General features: G+C 65.8%; 11 protein-coding genes. 7 read left to right on the forward strand and 4 right to left on the reverse strand.

Translation table 11 applies throughout. The annotated features are described in order from the left end of the window. Nucleotides 1–162: 162 nt before the first annotated feature. Both ASC45_RS05855 and purT read left to right on the forward strand, forming a co-directional pair. Nucleotides 163–810: a DUF1345 domain-containing protein gene (locus tag ASC45_RS05855; protein ID WP_055450081.1), complete on the forward strand. Its 648-nt coding sequence runs from the start codon at nt 163–165 to the stop codon at nt 808–810. A 16-nt stretch (nt 811–826) separates the two neighbouring features. Then, complete coding sequence (gene purT, locus ASC45_RS05860) at nt 827–2,029, forward strand: formate-dependent phosphoribosylglycinamide formyltransferase (protein WP_055450082.1); 1,203 nt, start codon at nt 827–829, stop codon at nt 2,027–2,029. A gap of 12 nt (nt 2,030–2,041) precedes the next feature. On the opposite strand, the gene ASC45_RS05865 is transcribed toward purT, so the two are convergent. After that, nucleotides 2,042–4,414 (reverse strand): putative bifunctional diguanylate cyclase/phosphodiesterase, encoded by a 2,373-nt coding sequence (locus ASC45_RS05865; RefSeq protein ID WP_055450083.1) that lies wholly within the window; start codon nt 4,412–4,414, stop codon nt 2,042–2,044. A gap of 146 nt (nt 4,415–4,560) precedes the next feature. Beyond that, nucleotides 4,561–6,945, reverse strand: a complete 2,385-nt coding sequence (locus ASC45_RS05870; protein ID WP_245609966.1) for an EAL domain-containing protein — start codon at nt 6,943–6,945, stop codon at nt 4,561–4,563. 281 nt (nt 6,946–7,226) lie between these two features. Between ASC45_RS05870 and ASC45_RS05875 the strand changes: the two genes are divergently transcribed. The 5 genes from ASC45_RS05875 (at nt 7,227) to ASC45_RS05895 (ending at nt 12,539) form a co-directional block, all read left to right on the forward strand. After that, nucleotides 7,227–7,889 (forward strand): hypothetical protein, encoded by a 663-nt coding sequence (locus ASC45_RS05875; protein WP_055450084.1) that lies wholly within the window; start codon nt 7,227–7,229, stop codon nt 7,887–7,889. Between the two features lie 149 nt (nt 7,890–8,038). Then, nucleotides 8,039–9,460, forward strand: a complete 1,422-nt coding sequence (locus tag ASC45_RS05880; protein WP_055450085.1) for an MDR family MFS transporter — start codon at nt 8,039–8,041, stop codon at nt 9,458–9,460. A gap of 77 nt (nt 9,461–9,537) precedes the next feature. Beyond that, on the forward strand, nt 9,538–10,080 hold the full coding sequence (locus ASC45_RS05885; protein WP_055450086.1) for a YaeQ family protein: 543 nt from the start codon (nt 9,538–9,540) through the stop codon (nt 10,078–10,080). Nucleotides 10,081–10,094: 14 nt separating this feature from the next. Next, nucleotides 10,095–11,081: a serine/threonine protein kinase gene (locus ASC45_RS05890; protein ID WP_055450164.1), complete on the forward strand. Its 987-nt coding sequence runs from the start codon at nt 10,095–10,097 to the stop codon at nt 11,079–11,081. Nucleotides 11,082–11,189: 108 nt separating this feature from the next. Further along, nucleotides 11,190–12,539, forward strand: coding sequence for an MFS transporter (locus ASC45_RS05895; RefSeq protein WP_055450087.1), 1,350 nt, complete (start codon nt 11,190–11,192; stop codon nt 12,537–12,539). Between the two features lie 42 nt (nt 12,540–12,581). Here the strand turns inward: ASC45_RS05895 and ASC45_RS05900 are convergent, their stop codons facing one another. Beyond that, a complete protein-coding gene (locus ASC45_RS05900; RefSeq protein WP_055450088.1) occupies nt 12,582–13,757 on the reverse strand; it encodes an EAL domain-containing protein in 1,176 nt (391 codons plus the stop codon). A 223-nt stretch (nt 13,758–13,980) separates the two neighbouring features. After that, nucleotides 13,981–15,816 carry a glutamine--fructose-6-phosphate transaminase (isomerizing) gene (gene glmS, locus ASC45_RS05905; protein WP_055450089.1) on the reverse strand — a complete coding sequence of 612 codons (1,836 nt, stop codon included), beginning with the start codon at nt 15,814–15,816 and terminating at the stop codon, nt 13,981–13,983. Nucleotides 15,817–15,860 lie beyond the last annotated feature (44 nt).

Consider the following 15,860-nt stretch of genomic DNA (forward strand, 5'->3'; position numbering starts at 1 on the left):
GGTTTTCGGTGGTCAAGGGGCAGGGAAAAGGAGGTGCTGCTGCGCCGCGGCATTTTAGAGTTCAATGAGGTCGCCCCCGGAGTCTGTCGGGCTTGGGGTGCCGCACGCCCAATTTGCAGCCCGCGATCCTCAAGTCCGACAGACTCCTACACTTCAAGGCTTATGGTCAATCCCATCGTCAGTCTCTATCGCACCCTGCGTCATCGTCCACGCTTGAGCGCTTCGCTGGTGCTGGGCCTGATGCTGTGGTGGACGCTCAGTGCCCGGATGCCGCAGGTGCAGGCGCTGTTGTGGGCCTTCGATGCCGGCGCCCTGCTGTTTCTGGCGACGACGGCGTGGATGATGGCGCACGCCACCAATGAAACGCTCAGACGACGAACCGAACTCGAGACCGAGGGCCGCTGGACGGTGTTGCTGTTCAGCCTGGTGCTCACGGGTACAGTGTTCTCGGCCTTGTCGGTCGAACTGCATGCGGTGCGCGGCCACCCCGAGGTGCTGGCGCTGGCGGGAAGCAGCATCGTGCTGTCGTGGCTGTTTTTCTCGGTGATCTTCGCGCTGCAGTATGCCCACAGCGACTACGCCGCGCGCCGCGCGGGCCGCCCGGCGCTGTTGTTCCCCGACAATCAGGTGCCCGACTATTGGGACTATTTGTATTTCTCCGTGGTGCTGAGCATGACCTTTCAGACCTCGGACGTGAACATCGCCGGGCGGCATGTGCGCCGTCTGGTTCTGCTGCACAGTGTGGCGGCGTTCTTTTTCAATGTGGTGATCCTGGCGCTGACGGTCAACGCCCTAGCCGGCGCCTTCTGAATGAGGAGTATCTGAGATGACGACTATTGGCACCCCGCTTTCCCCGGCGGCCACCCGTGTGATGCTGCTCGGTGCGGGCGAACTGGGCAAGGAAGTGCTCATCGCCCTGCAGCGCCTGGGCGTGGAAACCATCGCCGTGGATCGCTACGAGCACGCACCGGGGCAGCAGGTGGCGCATCATGCGCGCACCATCAGCATGACCGACGCAGACACCCTGCGCGCGCTCATTCTGAAGGAGAAGCCTGATCTGGTCGTGCCCGAAATCGAGGCCATCGCCACGCCGGTGCTCGAAGAGCTGGAAGCCGCAGGCGTGGTCACGGTCATTCCCACGGCACGCGCGGCACGGCTAACCATGAACCGCGAAGGCATCCGCCGCCTGGCCGCCGAAGAACTGGGTCTGGCCACTTCGCCGTATGCCTTCGCCGATTCGCTGGAGGAACTGCAGGCCGCGATCGACGGTGGCATCGGCTATCCCTGCGTGGTCAAGCCGGTGATGAGTTCCTCGGGCAAGGGCCAGAGCAAACTCGACGGCCCGGCCGATGTGCGCCCGGCCTGGGAGGCGGCGATGTCGGGCGGGCGGGTGGCGCAGAGCCGCGTGATCGTCGAGGGCTTCATCGATTTCGACTATGAAATCACCCAGCTCACCGTGCGCAGCAACGGTGCCGACGGCGCCGCACGCACCGACTTCTGCGAACCCATCGGCCATGTGCAGGTGGCCGGCGACTATGTGGAGAGCTGGCAGCCGCATCCCATGCACCCGGTGGCGCTGCAGCGCAGCCGCGATATCGCCCGGCGCATCACCGAAGCGCTGGGCGGCCACGGCATTTTCGGCGTGGAGCTTTTCGTCAAGGGCGAGCAGGTCTGGTTCAGCGAGGTCAGCCCGCGCCCGCATGACACCGGGCTGGTCACCCTCATCACGCAGTGGCAAAGCGAATTCGAGCTGCACGCCAGGGCCATCCTCGGTCTGCCGGTGGATACCTCGCTCAGGACGGCGGGCGCCAGTGCGGTCATCTATGGCGGCGTCGATGCCAAGGGTGTGCGCTTCGAGGGCGTGGAGCAGGCGCTGGCCATTGCAGGCACCGATCTGCGGCTGTTCGGCAAGCCCGAGAGTTTTGTGAAGCGGCGCATGGGCGTGGCGCTGGCGCGCGCGGAGTCCACCGACATCGCCAGAGCGAACGTCAAGCTGGCGGCGAAAAAGGTGCGGGTGGTGGCTGCGTGACGGTCGCTACGGTCAGCTCGGCAGCGTGTCCTGCTGCGAGGTGACGAAGTCAGCCGAACGCGAATCTTCACCCGCGTTGCGCTCCGGGGCTGCCGCCGCCGCAGTGGGTACGCTGACGAGCACCAGATTCCAGAACTGATGCCGCACGACGCGGCTGTGGTTCTTCAGTTGCGCGGCCTGCACCGGCCCGATGGGTTCCCGGGTGGCCAGGTGCTCGCGGAGCCGGGTGTGAAACACATGCAGCTCGCGGATCAGGCGCAGGAAGCTGGGGCGGTCTCCATATTCGGCCTGGTGCGCCTGGCACCACCGCCCAAGCTCGGTGTACAGCGCGGCGCTGGGCTTGAGGAACTGCTGGCGCTCGGCGTCGCTGAGGGTGTCTTGCTGCGCGCGCATTGCCACCGCGTTGTGCCAGACCAGCGCCTGTATGGCCTCGGCCGAGATGGCCGACTGTCTGGCCAGTGAGGCCGTCCAGGGAATCTGCTGCGGCCATTGCGCCAGCCAGGTCTCGAAGTCGGCGGCGGACAGCGGTGGCGAAATGGCATAGCCCTGAAACCGGCTGCAGCCCATCGACACCAGTGCCAGAGCATGCTGCGCCGAACTGACGCCTTCGCCCACGACGTTCAGCCCCATCAGCTCGGCAATGCGCAGCAGACCGTAGGAAATGCTCAAGCCCGCGCCGCTGCTGAACAGATCGTGGGTGAAGCTGCGGTCGATTTTCACCGAGTTGATTTCGAGCTGCTGCAGGTGGATCAGGCTGGCGCTGCCGGTGCCGAAGTCGTCGAGGATGACCTGCACGCCGAGCTGGCGGCACTGCGCCACCATGAAACGCGCCATCGCGCCGTCGAGTTCCGAGCCGTGTTCGGTTAGTTCGAGGGCGAGCAGCCCCGGCGGGCACTGCGGATGCTGCGCCAGCACGCTGCGCAGGTCGGAAAGGAACTGCGGGTCGAGGAAGTGGCGCGGACTGATGTTCACGCTCACCTGCAGCGGCCGCCCCGCGCCGAACCAGGCATCGGCCTGGCGCATGGCCGTCGCGAGGACGAAGCGACCCACCGCGACGCTCAGCGACTCGTCGTCGAGCACGGCCTCGAAGGTGGCTGCTCGGTGCAGGCCCGCGGCGTCGCGCAGCCGCAGCAGGGCCTCGACTTCGTGGATCTGCAACTGCGCCACTTCACCTGGCGCGGCAGCCTGCAGAGAGAGAATCGGCTGGTACTGCAGCTCCAGCCTGTTGTCGCGCAGCGCGGTTTGCACCCATTGCAATTTGCGGTGCCGCTCCTGCATCGCGTCTTCCATCTGTTGGTCGAAGATGCGGTATTGCTGGTGACCGTTCTTCTTGGCCGAGTACATTGCCATGTCGGCACGGCGCACCAGGGTGTCGGCGTCGACCGGGGCGTCGGGTTGATGCACCACCAGCCCGAGCGACAGGCCGATCTGCAGGCTGTGGCCGTGGATCAGGAAGGGGTCTTCGATGCAGCCCACCAGACGCCGGGCGATGAAGCTCAACTGCTGCTCGGTGCTGTAGCCCGGCAGCAGCACCACGAATTCGTCGCCGCCGAATCGCGCCAGCAGGTCGCCCTCTCGCAGCACCGAGCGCAGGCGCTGGCCCACGGCGATCAGCAGTTGATCGCCGACGACATGCCCAAGGCGGTCGTTCACGGCCTTGAAGCGGTCGAGGTCCATCAGGCCAATGGTCAGCGGCTGCTGCGGGTGACGGCTCATCTGGCCGTTGAGATATTCGAGAAAGATGCGGCGATTGGCCAGACCGGTGAGGTCGTCGCGCAGGGCGTAGCGCCGCAGCGCTCGGTAAGCCTTGTCCAGCCGCAGGTTATCCTGAAGGAGGCCGCGGCTGAAACCCTCGATTTCGACGATCAGCGCGGTGCTGAAAGCCAGCACCAGCACCAGCGCCGTCCACGCCAGCGCGCGTGTCTGGCCGTCTTGCATCGGCACCTGCAGCAGACCGGGGCTCAGCAGCATGGCCGCTCCGCTCAGCAGGGTCAGCATCAGCACGCGCAGCACGAGTTGCAGACGGCTGCCGTGCAGCGCGGCCACCGGGGTCAAGGCGAGCAGGGGGAGGATGAACAGCACGCCCATGCGTGGCAGCAGGGCAAAGAAAGCCAGCTGCAACGCCGCATTGAGGGCGAGGTAGGCCAGGGCTGGGAAGCGGCTGCGCCCTGACGCGGCAGGGGCGTAAAGCATCCAGTTGAGCAGACCCAGGTTGATGGCGGCACCCAGCATGACGTAGGCCGACGCGACCGCCCACGGCAGATGCCCCAGGGCGGCATAAGCCAGCAACAGCGCGCCATACAGGCCATAGCCCGCGAGAGTGAGCGTGAGCAAGGCCTCATGCGAGGGCGCGGCATGAAGCCGCGCAGGAGCGGGCTGCGTCATGTGGGAAACGGGCTGCGCCGGGTGCCTGGCCGAGGTGTGCAGAGACGCGCAGACGCCGATACGGTGGTGACGAGCGTCATTGTGACGGCAATATTACGGCCTGCTGCGCCGCTGGCGCGCGCCATCACGGGAACTTCAGCGTCGCCTCAACTCACCAGGTTCAGGGGTTGCCTGTCGGCTTTGCGATCGGGCACCGGGGCATCGAAGGGACTCTGTTCTGTTCCTTGACCCACGCCGAGCAGGATCAGATTCCAGAACTGGTGCCGTATCGCGCGGCTCTGCTCGGCCAAGACGTGTTTGTCCACCTTCTCGTCGTCCGTGTGGTTCTCTGTCAGATACTCGCGCAGACGGCTGTGAATCTGGTGATGTTCGCGCATGAGCCGAAGGAATCCAGGCCGCTTGCTGTAAAGCGACGAGTTGGCGTGACACCAGGCACCCAGCGCACAATGCTCATGCCCATCGGGTTGCAGGAGCAGGGCGCGCTCCTCAACGCTGATGGTGCCACGCTCGGCGTGCAGCAAGGTGTTGTTGTGCTGCACCAGGGCATGGATGGCATCGGGCGAAATCTCGGCTTGTCGCGGCAGCAGGGCGGCCCAGGGCAGGAGGTCTTGCCAGTGGTCCAGCCAGTGTTCCATCTCGACGTCGCTCATCGGCTTGGCGATGGCGTAACCCTGAAAGCGGGTGCAGGACATCGCCGCCAGCGCCAGCGCGTGCTGGGGCGAGCTCACGCCCTCGGCCACGACCTTCAGGCCCATGAGCGAGGCGGTGCGCAGCAGGCCATAGGTGATGCTCAGACCCGCGCCGCTGGTGAACAGGTCGCGGGTGAAGCTGCGGTCGATCTTGACCGAAGACACCTCGAGTTGCTGGAGATGGATGAGACTGGCGCTGCCGGTGCCGAAATCATCGAGCGCTACGCGCACGCCCAGGCTGCGGCAGCGGTTGACGACGAAGCTGGCCATGCGGCTGTCGAGTTCGGAGCCGTGTTCGGTGACTTCGAGGATGAGACGGTCTGGCGGGCAGGCCGGGTGGCGCTCCAGGGCGACGCGCAGATCGGAGAGGAACTGCGGATCGAGAAAGTGCCGCGGGCTGACGTTGATGCTGATCTGGATGTCGCGTCCCTCCAGATGCCAGCGCTGCGCCTGTTCGAGGGCCTTGGCCAGCACCATCCGTCCCACCGGCACGCCGATCTGCTCGTCGTCGAGCACCGACTCGAACGCGCCGGCGGCATGAATGCCGTTGGCGTCGCGCAGGCGCAGCAGAGCCTCGGCGCCGCTGACGGTCACGCCATGGGTCTTGGCGGTGCGGTCGAACGACAGAATGGGTTGATAGTGCAGTTCGAGACGGTCTTCGCGCAGCGCCTCGAGCACCCATTGCAGGGTGTGGGTGCGTCTCTGCAGGGCATCTTCCATGTGCTGATCGAAGATGCGGTACTGCTGACGACCGTGTTCCTTGGCGGCGTACATGGCCAGATCGGCACGGCGCATCAGCGTGGGGGCATCGGCCGGCTGCTGCTGTTGCTGGATGACGATGCCCAGCGACAGCCCGATCTGCAGCGCGTGGCTCTGCACCACGAACTCCTGCTCCATGCACTTGATCAGCCGATCGGCCACGGTGCGCAGGTGGTCGAGCGAGGCGTACTGAGACAGCATCACCACGAACTCGTCGCCACCCAGCCGTGCCAGCACATCGCCCTGCCGCAGCACGCCACGCAGACGCTGGCCGACGGCAACCAGAAGCTGGTCGCCGATGGCGTGGCCCAGCCGGTCGTTGACGATCTTGAAGCGGTCCAGGTCGATCATGCCCACGGCCAGCGCCCGCTCCGGGTGCTTGCGCAGTTCCTCGGCAAGCTGTTGCATGAAGGCACGACGGTTGGGCAGGCCGGTGAGGTCGTCTCGGTAGGCGATGGTGCGGAAGGTCTTGTAGTCGTTCTGAATCTGCTGGTGATGCTGCACCAGACTGCGGCTGAAACGCTGCTTGAACAGTTGCGCGGCGGTGGCGAAACCCAGGGCCTCGGCAAACGCCACCCACAGCAACACCTCCTGCATCCAGCCCTGAGCGGGGACGTTCCAGCCATCCGGGCTGAGCAGCAGGGCGACGAGGGTCATCACCGCGATGAGGGCATACAGCCCCACGATCTGCCTGCGGCGCATGCGCAGCACTTCGAGCGGCACGATGCCGATCAGAATCAGCATGGCGATGAAGGCGATCCGAGGCTGCCAGACGGCAAACCCGAGCTGCAGCGCGACGTTGGACAGCAGAAAGACGAAGGTGGGATAGGCCTTCTCGCGCACCTCGGTATCGGGAAGACGCACGATCCAGGCGTACAGCGCGATATTGAGCAGCGCCCCGGCGACCAGGTACGCCGCAGAAACCACCAACGGGATCAGCCCCAGCAAGCCATAGCCCAGCAGGGTGAGTGCGCCGATGGCGTAGCCGACAAGGTTCAGCGCCAGCACAGCCTTCTGCGGGCGACGGGCCTGATTGGAGGGGTGAAGTCGGTCCATCCTTGCGTTGAAAAATGAGGTCTGCATGGCCGGTTCGCTGTGGGTGCGACGGCTTGCAAAGCGGTTCTTCCTATCGGCAGCGAGTGTAGGCAAAGGGGCATCGATCCACTATAAATTTCATCGGATGCTCGGCCGAATCCGTGCATTTTTCACACAAGCCGCAGGCCATTGCTCGGCCCTTTTCGGGCGCAATCGAGCATCACGAGACAAAGGTTTGACCTGTATCAAAGCGAAAAACAGGCGAATGCATCAAGCGACTTGTAACTAATTGATACTGCGGCTTTTCCAACCTGATGAAAGGCCCCCGTATGAAAAAAACCCTTCTGACCATCGCTCTCAGCGCTCTGGCGTTTTCGTCCACCGCGTTTGCCGATGAGGCCAAGAAGCCGCTGAGCTTCAGTGAAATCCAGACCATTCGCATCATGGCCGGAGGCGTGGTGGGCAATGCGCTGGCCAAGACCATGGAGCGTCCGCATCTGGGCCTGCTGGCCAACCGCTCGCTGATCTGCAACGATCTGGCAGGCGGCATCGGTGGCACGCTCACCGTCAACAAGGCCGACTCGGTGCTGACCTTCGAGTCGGTCAAGGACAAGCCCGAGATCGCCCCCGCCGTGGCCCGTCTGCTGCCCGCTGACGGCATCTATTTCGCTTTTGGCGGCGAGTGGAAGAAGGAAGAAAACATGGCCCTGCTCGAAGCCGCGCTGGAGCAGCTCGCCGAGCACAACTACAAGGGCAGCGTGATTTTCCACGTCACCACCTGGGCGCAGAAGCAGCCGCAGGAGATCGCCGCGCGCAATGCCCGCGTGGCCAAGTATTTCGAGACGGCCAACCTGCGCGCCGTCGCGCTCGATCTGAACAAGAAAGAGGCCATGATCAACAAGGTGAGCTTCGACGGCAAGGACTACAAACTCCAGGTGGCCGCCACCGCACCGCTGCGCGACGATCTGGTCGCGCTGTTCAAGCGCCAGTAATCGTGTCGGCGCCGCCTGCGTCTACCGGGTGCAGGCGCGTTTTTGCAGGCAGCAGGTTTTTGCATTCGGGCTTACATTGCTCGGATGATGCTGCCCTCGCATTCGTTTAAGTCGGCCTGTCGCGCACCCCGCCGTAGGCAGGTCGGCCCGTGACGCTCGCCGCTGCCGCTCCACCCGGCGAACGGTTGCCGCGCCCATGGGTGGCGATGGTCGTGGCCATCGCCTTCCTGATGGAGCAGCTCGACGCCACCATCGTCACCACCGCCATTCCCGACATGGCGCGCACCCTGCAGGCCAGCGTGGTGCAGATGAGCCTTGCGGTCAGTGCCTATGTGTTGACCCTGGCGGTGTTCATTCCGCTGAGCGGATGGCTGGCCGACCGTTTCGGCGCGCGGCGCGTGTTCATTGCCGCGCTCGGAGTGTTCACCCTGGGCTCGGTGCTGTGCGGCGTGGCCGACAGTTTTCCGATGCTGGTGGCCATGCGCATGCTGCAGGGTCTCGGCGGGGCGATGATGACGCCGGTGGGCCGTCTCATCCTGCTGCGCAGCTTTCCCCGCGCCGATCTGGTGCGCGCCATGACCTACGCCACCTTGCCCGCCATCATCGGCCCGGTCATCGGCCCGCTGCTAGGCGGGTGGCTGACCACGACGCTGTCGTGGCGCTGGATCTTTTTCGTCAACCTGCCGTTCGGCCTGCTGGGCATGCTGCTGGCTGCGCGCGTGCTCGACGACGAGGATGGCCCCGCTCCTGCCGCCTTCGACCTTGCGGGCTTCGTGCTGTTCGGCGTGGCGGTGGGCCTGCTGCAGTTCGCCATGGAGGGGGCCGCGCATCTGCCGGTAGTCACGCTGGCCGCCATGACGCTGGTCGCCGCCTTGCTGTTGCTGGCTTTCCTTCGCCATGGTCGCCGCCTCACGCATCCGGCCGTCGATCTGACCCTGCTGCGCGAGCGTGCCTTTGGCATCGCCACCCTGGCCGGCGGGTTGTGCCGCATGGCGATGAACGCGCCGGTCTATCTCCTGCCCCTCATGCTGCAGGTCGGCCTGGGCATGAGCCCGGTGCAGTCGGGCGCGCTGACCTTTCTGTCGGCCGTGGCGTCGCCCGTGGTGCGACTGTTCGTGGGCCGCGGCCTTCGGCTGCTGGGCTTTCGCCGTCTGCTGCTGGCCAGCGCGACGGCCTGCACCGCGTCGCTGGCGGGCTTCGCCCTGATCGGCCCGCACACCTCCACGCTGTGGATCGCTACCGCCATCGTGCTGTACGGCCTGGTGCGATCCACCCAGTTCATGATTTCTAACACCCTGGCCTATGCCGACATCGAAGCATCACGCCTGAGCAGCGCCACCAGCCTGGGTGGTCTGCTGCAACAACTCACCGTGAGCTTCGGAGTCTCGCTGGGGGCCGCGTGGCTGGGCCTGCTCACGCCAGCCCATGCCGTCCCCGCACTGCAGACCTTTCACGACACCTTCCTGCTGCTCGCCGTGCTGCCCATGCTCGCGCTGCCGGCTTTCATCCGTCTGAAGCCGCAGGACGGGGCGGTGGTCAGCGGGCATGTGGTGGAGGGCCGGGCGGATTGAGAGTGGTTCCTACACCGCTGCAAGTCGTCTCTGAACTGCCTGCACAATCCACCCCTTTGACCGCGAGCGAACCCCTCATGGCGCTGAAAGCGACGATCTACAAAGCCGACCTGCAAGTGGCCGACATGGACCGGCATTACTACGCCGACCATGCCCTGACCCTGGCCTGTCACCCCTCCGAGACCGAGGAGCGCATGATGGTGCGGGTGCTGCTCTACGCCCTGTACGCGCAGGAGGGCATCGCCCTGACCAAGGGCCTCTTCGACGTGGACGAGCCCGACATCTGGGTGAAGGATCTCACCGGCGCGATCAAGCTGTGGATCGACATCGGCCAGCCCGACGAGAGCCGCGTACGCAAGGCCTGCGGGCGTGCGGAGCAGGTCGTCGTGGTCTGCCATGCCGGCAGTTGCCCGGTGTGGTGGAAGCAGAACGCGGGCAAGCTCGCCCGTCTGAAGAACCTGACCGTGCTGCGGCTGCCGCCCGAGACCATCCAGGCGCTCGCCGGCTTGGCCGCGCGCACCATGCAACTGCAATGTCTGGTGCAGGATGGCGCGGTCACATTCAGCAGCGCTGCGGCCAGCGTGGCGGTCGATCTCGAACCGCTGCAGACCGCCGCGTGAACGAGGCAGCCCGCGTGAACGCCCCAACCCCACCCACCTACGCCGAACTCAGCCCCGATGCCGTGCTCGACGCCATCGACAGCCTGGGCCTGCGCTGCGACGGCACGTTGCTGCAACTCAACAGTTATGAGAACCGGGTCTTTCAGGTCGGTCTGGAAGACGGCAGCCAGCGCATCGCCAAGTTCTATCGCCCGGGCCGCTGGAGCGACGCGGCCATTCTGGAAGAGCACGCCTTCACCCTGGAACTGGCCGAGCGCGAGATTCCCGTCGTGCCCCCCATCGTCCTCGGTGAGCGCAGCCTGCACCATGCGGGCGGTCACCGCTTTGCGTTGTTTGCGCGTCAGGGCGGGCGCACGCCCGAGATCGAGCAGGAGGAAACGCTGGAATGGCTGGGCCGGTTTCTCGGGCGCATTCATGCGGTAGGTGCAGGCACGGCCTACCAGGTCCGTCCCACGCTGGACGTGCAGACCTTTGGCGTGGCCTCGCGCGACCTGCTGCGCGACGGCGACTGGCTGCCTGTGGAGCTGCGAGATGCCTGGCTCGCCATCGCCGATCAGGCGCTCGACGCCGTGCGCCAGTCCTATGCGCGGGCAGGGGACGTGTCGCTGATCCGGTTGCATGGCGATTGCCATCCGGGCAATCTGCTCTGGACCGACGACGGCCCGCATTTCGTCGACTTCGACGACAGCCGCACCGGACCCGCGATTCAGGATTTATGGATGCTGCTCTCCGGCGACGAGGCCGACATGCGGCGCCAGTTCGCGGCGCTGCTGCGCGGCTACGAGATGTTCCGTGAGTTCGATGATCGGGAGACCCACCTGATCGAGCCCCTGCGCACCCTGCGCCTGCTGCATCACAGCGCCTGGATCGCCAGCCGCTGGAGCGACCCCGCGTTCCCCGCAGCCTTTCCCTGGTTCGGCAGCGTGCGCTACTGGCAGGACCGCATCCTCGAACTGCGCGAGCAGGTCGCGCTGATGCAGGAACCGCCACGGATCGGTTGAGCCGCTGCGGTGAGGGTCGAGACAGCGCCGATCCGCTCCTTGGGAGGATGACCTCCTGCGCGACTTGTCCCCGGCTGATAGAGTCTGCGGCCTACGGATTCTGACTTTATGCCATTACCTCGCAGCGATTCGCTCGAACCGGGCCAGCTCTGGGCCCTGGTTGGCGTGCTGCTCGCGACGGTGCTGGTCGTGCTCGATGGCACCATTGTCAACGTCGCCCTGCCCACCATTTCCAGCGAGTTGCGGGTCAGCGCCTCGCAGGCGATCTGGGTGGTCACGGCCTATCAGATGGCGCTGGTCATGGCGCTGTTCCCCTGCGCGGCCATCGGCGACAAGGTTGGGCACCGCATGCTTTACACGGGCGGCGTAGCGCTGTTCACCCTGGCCTCGGCGCTGTGCGTCGTGGCGCCGAGCTTCGGCTGGCTGGTGGGTGCGCGCTTCATCCAGGGACTGGGTGGCGCCTGCATCATGGCGCTCAATGCGGCCTTGCTGCGGGCCATCGTGCCTCAACGCATGCTGGGCCGGGCCATCGGCTGGACGGCTCTGACCGTGGCCCTGTCGTCGGCAGCCGGGCCCACCCTCGGCGCGGTGATTCTGTCGCTGGCCGACTGGCGCTGGCTGTTTGCGGTGAACCTCCCCGTCGGCCTGGTCACCCTGCTGGCGCTGAGGCGCCTGCCCCACGGCACGCCGACGCAGCGTCCTCTCGATCTGCCCAGCATGGCCCTGAACGCGCTGGGCTTCGCCCTGCTCGTGCTCGGTGTTGATCGGCTCGCGGCCTCGCCCGCGCAGGGCGCCGTGCTGATGGCAGGCGCTGCCGCGGCGTTTGTCGCGCTGGTGATGCGCGAGTGGCGCGTCGAGGCGCCGCTCATCCCCCTCGATCTTCTGCGTCTTCCGTCTTTCCGTCTGTCGGTGCTCGCCTCGATCAGTTGCTTCGGCGCGCAGATCGCGGGCATCGTCGCTCTCGTCTTCGACTTCCAGAACCGCCTCGGGGAAAGCGCCCTGGTCACGGGTCTGGCGCTGACGCCGTGGCCCTTGACAGTTGCCGTGGCCGCGCCGCTGGCCGGTCGGCTTGCCGACCGCTTGTCCACCGCGGCGCTGTGTACCTTCGGCGCCGTCTGTCTCGCTGCGGGTCTGCTGCTGGCGGCCTGGATGACGCAGGAGCATCGCCTGTTGCCGCTGGTCGCCAGCACGGTGTTGTGCGGCCTGGGCTTCGGTTTCTTTCAGGTGCCGAACAACCGCAACATGTTGCTCTCCGCGCCCAAGGCACGCAGCGCAGCGGCTGGCGGCATGCAGGCCACCGCTCGGCTTTCCGGCCAGACGGCGGGCGCCGTGGCCAGTTCGCTGGTGTTCCACCTGGTCACTGCCGCCCACGCACCGCAAGTCGGCTTGGTAGTCGCCACCGCCATGGCCACCCTGGGCGCGCTGTTCAGCGCGGTGCGGGTGGTGCAGACCGCGTGAGGTCGCTGGGCTTGCGGGACTTGAGCTTCGGAACGGGCAGATTCACACGAGCGTGTCGATCGGCGCGGGGCGGCCTAGAAGATAGCCCTGGGCTTCGTCGGCCTGCAGTGACTTGAGGATCGTCCGTTGCGCTTGCGTTTCCACGCCTTCGGCGATGACCACGCTGCCGGTCTGGTGGGCGAATCGAATGAGGGCGTCGGCAAGGGCGCGATAGCCCTGATGTGTATCGATCTGGCGGATCAGGCTGTTGTCCAGCTTGATGATGTCGGGATGCAATTCGACGATGTGTCGAAAGCTCGCAAATCCGGCGCCGGCATCGTCGACGGCCAGGCGCAAACCACGTTTCCTCAGCGGCGAGAGCACCTCCACGATGCCTGGGTAGTCGTGCACGAGCGTATGCTCGGTGAGTTCGAGGACGATGCGTTCCAGGGGATAGTCCCCAAGCGCCTGCTGCAGTGCGCCCGCCAGGACGGTTTCGGGCGATGCGTTGATGGACAGGTAGCTTGGCGCGGGCAGCCGCTCCAGTTGGCTGAGCGCCTTGGTCAGCACGGCCCGTTCGAGGGCTTGCTGCAGGCCGACCTCGGCCGCTTCGGCGAACCAGACGTCGGGCGTGCGGACCGGCTCGTCGAGAAATCGCGTCAAGGCCTCGTACCCGACGATGCGTCCGGAGTCGAGGTGGACAATGGGCTGGTAAACGATCGAAAAGCGCTGCGCCTGCAGCACCGCCGTGTGTCGCGAAAGCAGTTCGTCGCGGCGTTGTTCCTCGCGCGCCTGCTGATCGATGAACTTGGCAGTGATGTCGGCAAAACAACGCATTGTTTCGACGTCGCGCGCATCGAGCGTGGGATCGGCCGTACGGCTGAAGCAGCAGAACTCGCCGTACACATCGCCATCACTGAGGCGGATCGGCACACTGAGATGTGCCCCCACGGGCAGGGCCAGCGTGGCAGCGATGTCTTGCGTGGCATCGAGCAGTCTCGCATCGTGCATCAGCTCCGGGAGCTGGCCGGTGGCGATGCGGTGGCAGTAAGACTCTTCGAGCGGATCGGAGTCGCCGACGTGCAAGGCAACCGGATTGTCCAGCGGCTCGACATAGCGGAAGATGCGCCGACCCTTCTTGAACTGTGAGACGAATGCGACCTCCATGCCCACGAGCGTGCGCATGGAATGCAAGGCGCTCAGTACCAGGTCGTCGGTGGAGAGGGGGCTGAGGGGCATGCGACTCCCATCAAGATTCAGTCCAAGGTGTGCGAACGGCTAGAAAGTCATTTCATCATAGTTTGAATGATGGTGTTCGGTGAATACATTGACCGACCATGCAAGCCGATGTTGGTTAGTTAGTGTACGTAACGAACCATCCCGCCCCGCCAGCGACCGCCTCGGAGGTTGTGAATGAATCCGGCGCGCCCTGCATGGGCGTACCGGCTTTGTTCACAGCTCCTCACTCCACCGTCACGCTCTTGGCCAGGTTTCGCGGCTTGTCGACGTCGGTGCCGCGGGCGGTGGCGGTGTGGTAGGCGAGAAGTTGCAGCGGCACGACGTGCAGAATGGGCGAGAGGTCGCCGTAGTGCTCGGGCAGGCGGATGAGGTGCACGCCGTCGCTGGCTTCGATCTGGCCGTCGGCGTCGGCGAACACATAGAGTTCGCCGCCGCGGGCACGCACTTCCTGCAGATTGCTCTTGAGCTTGTCGAGCAGGGCGTCGCGCGGGGCCACGGCGACCACCGGCATGGCTTCGGTGACGAGAGCGAGCGGGCCGTGCTTGAGTTCGCCTGCGGGGTAGGCTTCGGCGTGGATGTAGGTGATTTCCTTGAGCTTGAGCGCGCCTTCCAGGGCGATGGGGTAGTGCATGCCGCGGCCGAGGAACAGGGCGTTTTCGCGGCGCGCGAACTGTTCGGCCCAGGCGATGATCTGCGGCTCAAGCGCCAGCACGCTCTGCACCGCAGCGGGCAGGTGGCGCAGGTCGGCCAGCATGCTGGCCTCCTGCGCCTCGCTCAAGCGACCCTTGGCGCGGGCCAGGGCGCCAGCCAGCAGGTAGAGCGCGACGAGCTGGGTGGTGAAGGCTTTGGTCGAGGCCACGCCGATCTCGGCCCCGGCGCGGGTGAAGAACTGCATCGCGGTTTCGCGCACCATGGCGCTGGTGGCGACATTCACCACGGCCAGGGTGTGGGTGTGGCCAAGCTGTTTGGCGTGTTTGAGCGCGGCCAGGGTGTCGGCGGTTTCGCCCGACTGCGAGATGACCACGACCAGCGCGCTCGGGTCGGGCACCGAGTCGCGGTAGCGGTATTCGCTGGCGACCTCCACCTCGACGGGCACGCGGGCGATGGATTCGATCCAGTACTTGGCGGTGAGACCGGCGTAGAAGCTGGTGCCGCAGGCCAGGATGCGCACGCCGCTGATGGCGGGAAACACTTGCGCGGCCTGGGCGCCGAACAGCGCGGGGGTGATGGACTGGATGCCGTCGAGCGTGTCGGCAATGGCGCGTGGCTGCTCGAAGATTTCCTTCTGCATGAAGTGGCGGTAGGGGCCGAGCTCCACGGCGGCAGTAAAGGCGGTGATGGTGCGCACCTCACGCTCGACCGGCTTATGGTCGCGATTGACGATCCAGACCTTGCCGAGCTGCAGATCGGCCACGTCGCCATCTTCGAGGTAGATGAACTGGTCGGTGGTGCCGGCCAGCGCCAGGGCGTCGGAGGCGAGGAAGTTCTCGCCCTGGCCCAGGCCTACCACCAGCGGCGAGCCGTCGCGGGCGCCGACGATGCGGTGCGGCTCCTCGCGGCTGAACACGGCGATGGCGTAGGCGCCGTGCAGCTGCCGGGTGGCGGCCTGCACGGCCTCGAACAGGTCGCCGCAATAGAGGTGGTCGATCAAGTGGGCGATGACTTCGGTGTCGGTCTGGCTCTCGAACTGATAGCCGTCTGACTGCAGCATGGCGCGCAGTGCCTCGTAGTTTTCGATGATGCCGTTGTGCACCACGGCGATGTGCGCCGACTCGGTGGTCTTGCTCGGCCCGGCCGAGAAATGCGGGTGCGCGTTGCTGGTGGTGGGCGCGCCGTGCGTGGCCCAGCGGGTGTGGGCGATGCCGGTGAAGGCCTGCAGGTCGCGCGTCTGCATGTCGAGTTCAGCCACGCGGGCCACGCTGCGGGCACGCTCCAGGCCACCGTTGGCATAGACGGCCACGCCGCAGGAATCATAGCCGCGGTACTCGAGCCTGCGCAGGCCTTCGATGAGAACGGGAACGATGTTGCGTTGCGCCACGGCGCCGACGATTCCACACATGTGCTGCACTCCACGGGTTGAAAGTGCCGCGATCATAAGGAAGG

The organism is Thiomonas bhubaneswarensis (assembly GCF_001418255.1).
GTDB lineage: Bacteria > Pseudomonadota > Gammaproteobacteria > Burkholderiales > Burkholderiaceae_C > Thiomonas > Thiomonas bhubaneswarensis.

Excerpts from the sequence above, each read along its gene's own strand:
- ASC45_RS05885 (WP_055450086.1), top strand. The coding sequence starts at position 9,538 with ATGGCGCTGAAAGCGACGATCTACAAAGCCGACCTGCAAGTGGCCGAC.
- ASC45_RS05900 (WP_055450088.1), bottom strand. The coding sequence starts at position 13,757 with ATGCCCCTCAGCCCCCTCTCCACCGACGACCTGGTACTGAGCGCCTTG.
- ASC45_RS05870 (WP_245609966.1), bottom strand. The coding sequence starts at position 6,945 with ATGCAGACCTCATTTTTCAACGCAAGGATGGACCGACTTCACCCCTCC.
- glmS (WP_055450089.1), bottom strand. The coding sequence starts at position 15,816 with ATGTGTGGAATCGTCGGCGCCGTGGCGCAACGCAACATCGTTCCCGTT.
- ASC45_RS05895 (WP_055450087.1), top strand. The coding sequence starts at position 11,190 with ATGCCATTACCTCGCAGCGATTCGCTCGAACCGGGCCAGCTCTGGGCC.
- ASC45_RS05855 (WP_055450081.1), top strand. The coding sequence starts at position 163 with ATGGTCAATCCCATCGTCAGTCTCTATCGCACCCTGCGTCATCGTCCA.
- ASC45_RS05875 (WP_055450084.1), top strand. The coding sequence starts at position 7,227 with ATGAAAAAAACCCTTCTGACCATCGCTCTCAGCGCTCTGGCGTTTTCG.
- ASC45_RS05865 (WP_055450083.1), bottom strand. The coding sequence starts at position 4,414 with ATGACGCAGCCCGCTCCTGCGCGGCTTCATGCCGCGCCCTCGCATGAG.
- purT (WP_055450082.1), top strand. The coding sequence starts at position 827 with ATGACGACTATTGGCACCCCGCTTTCCCCGGCGGCCACCCGTGTGATG.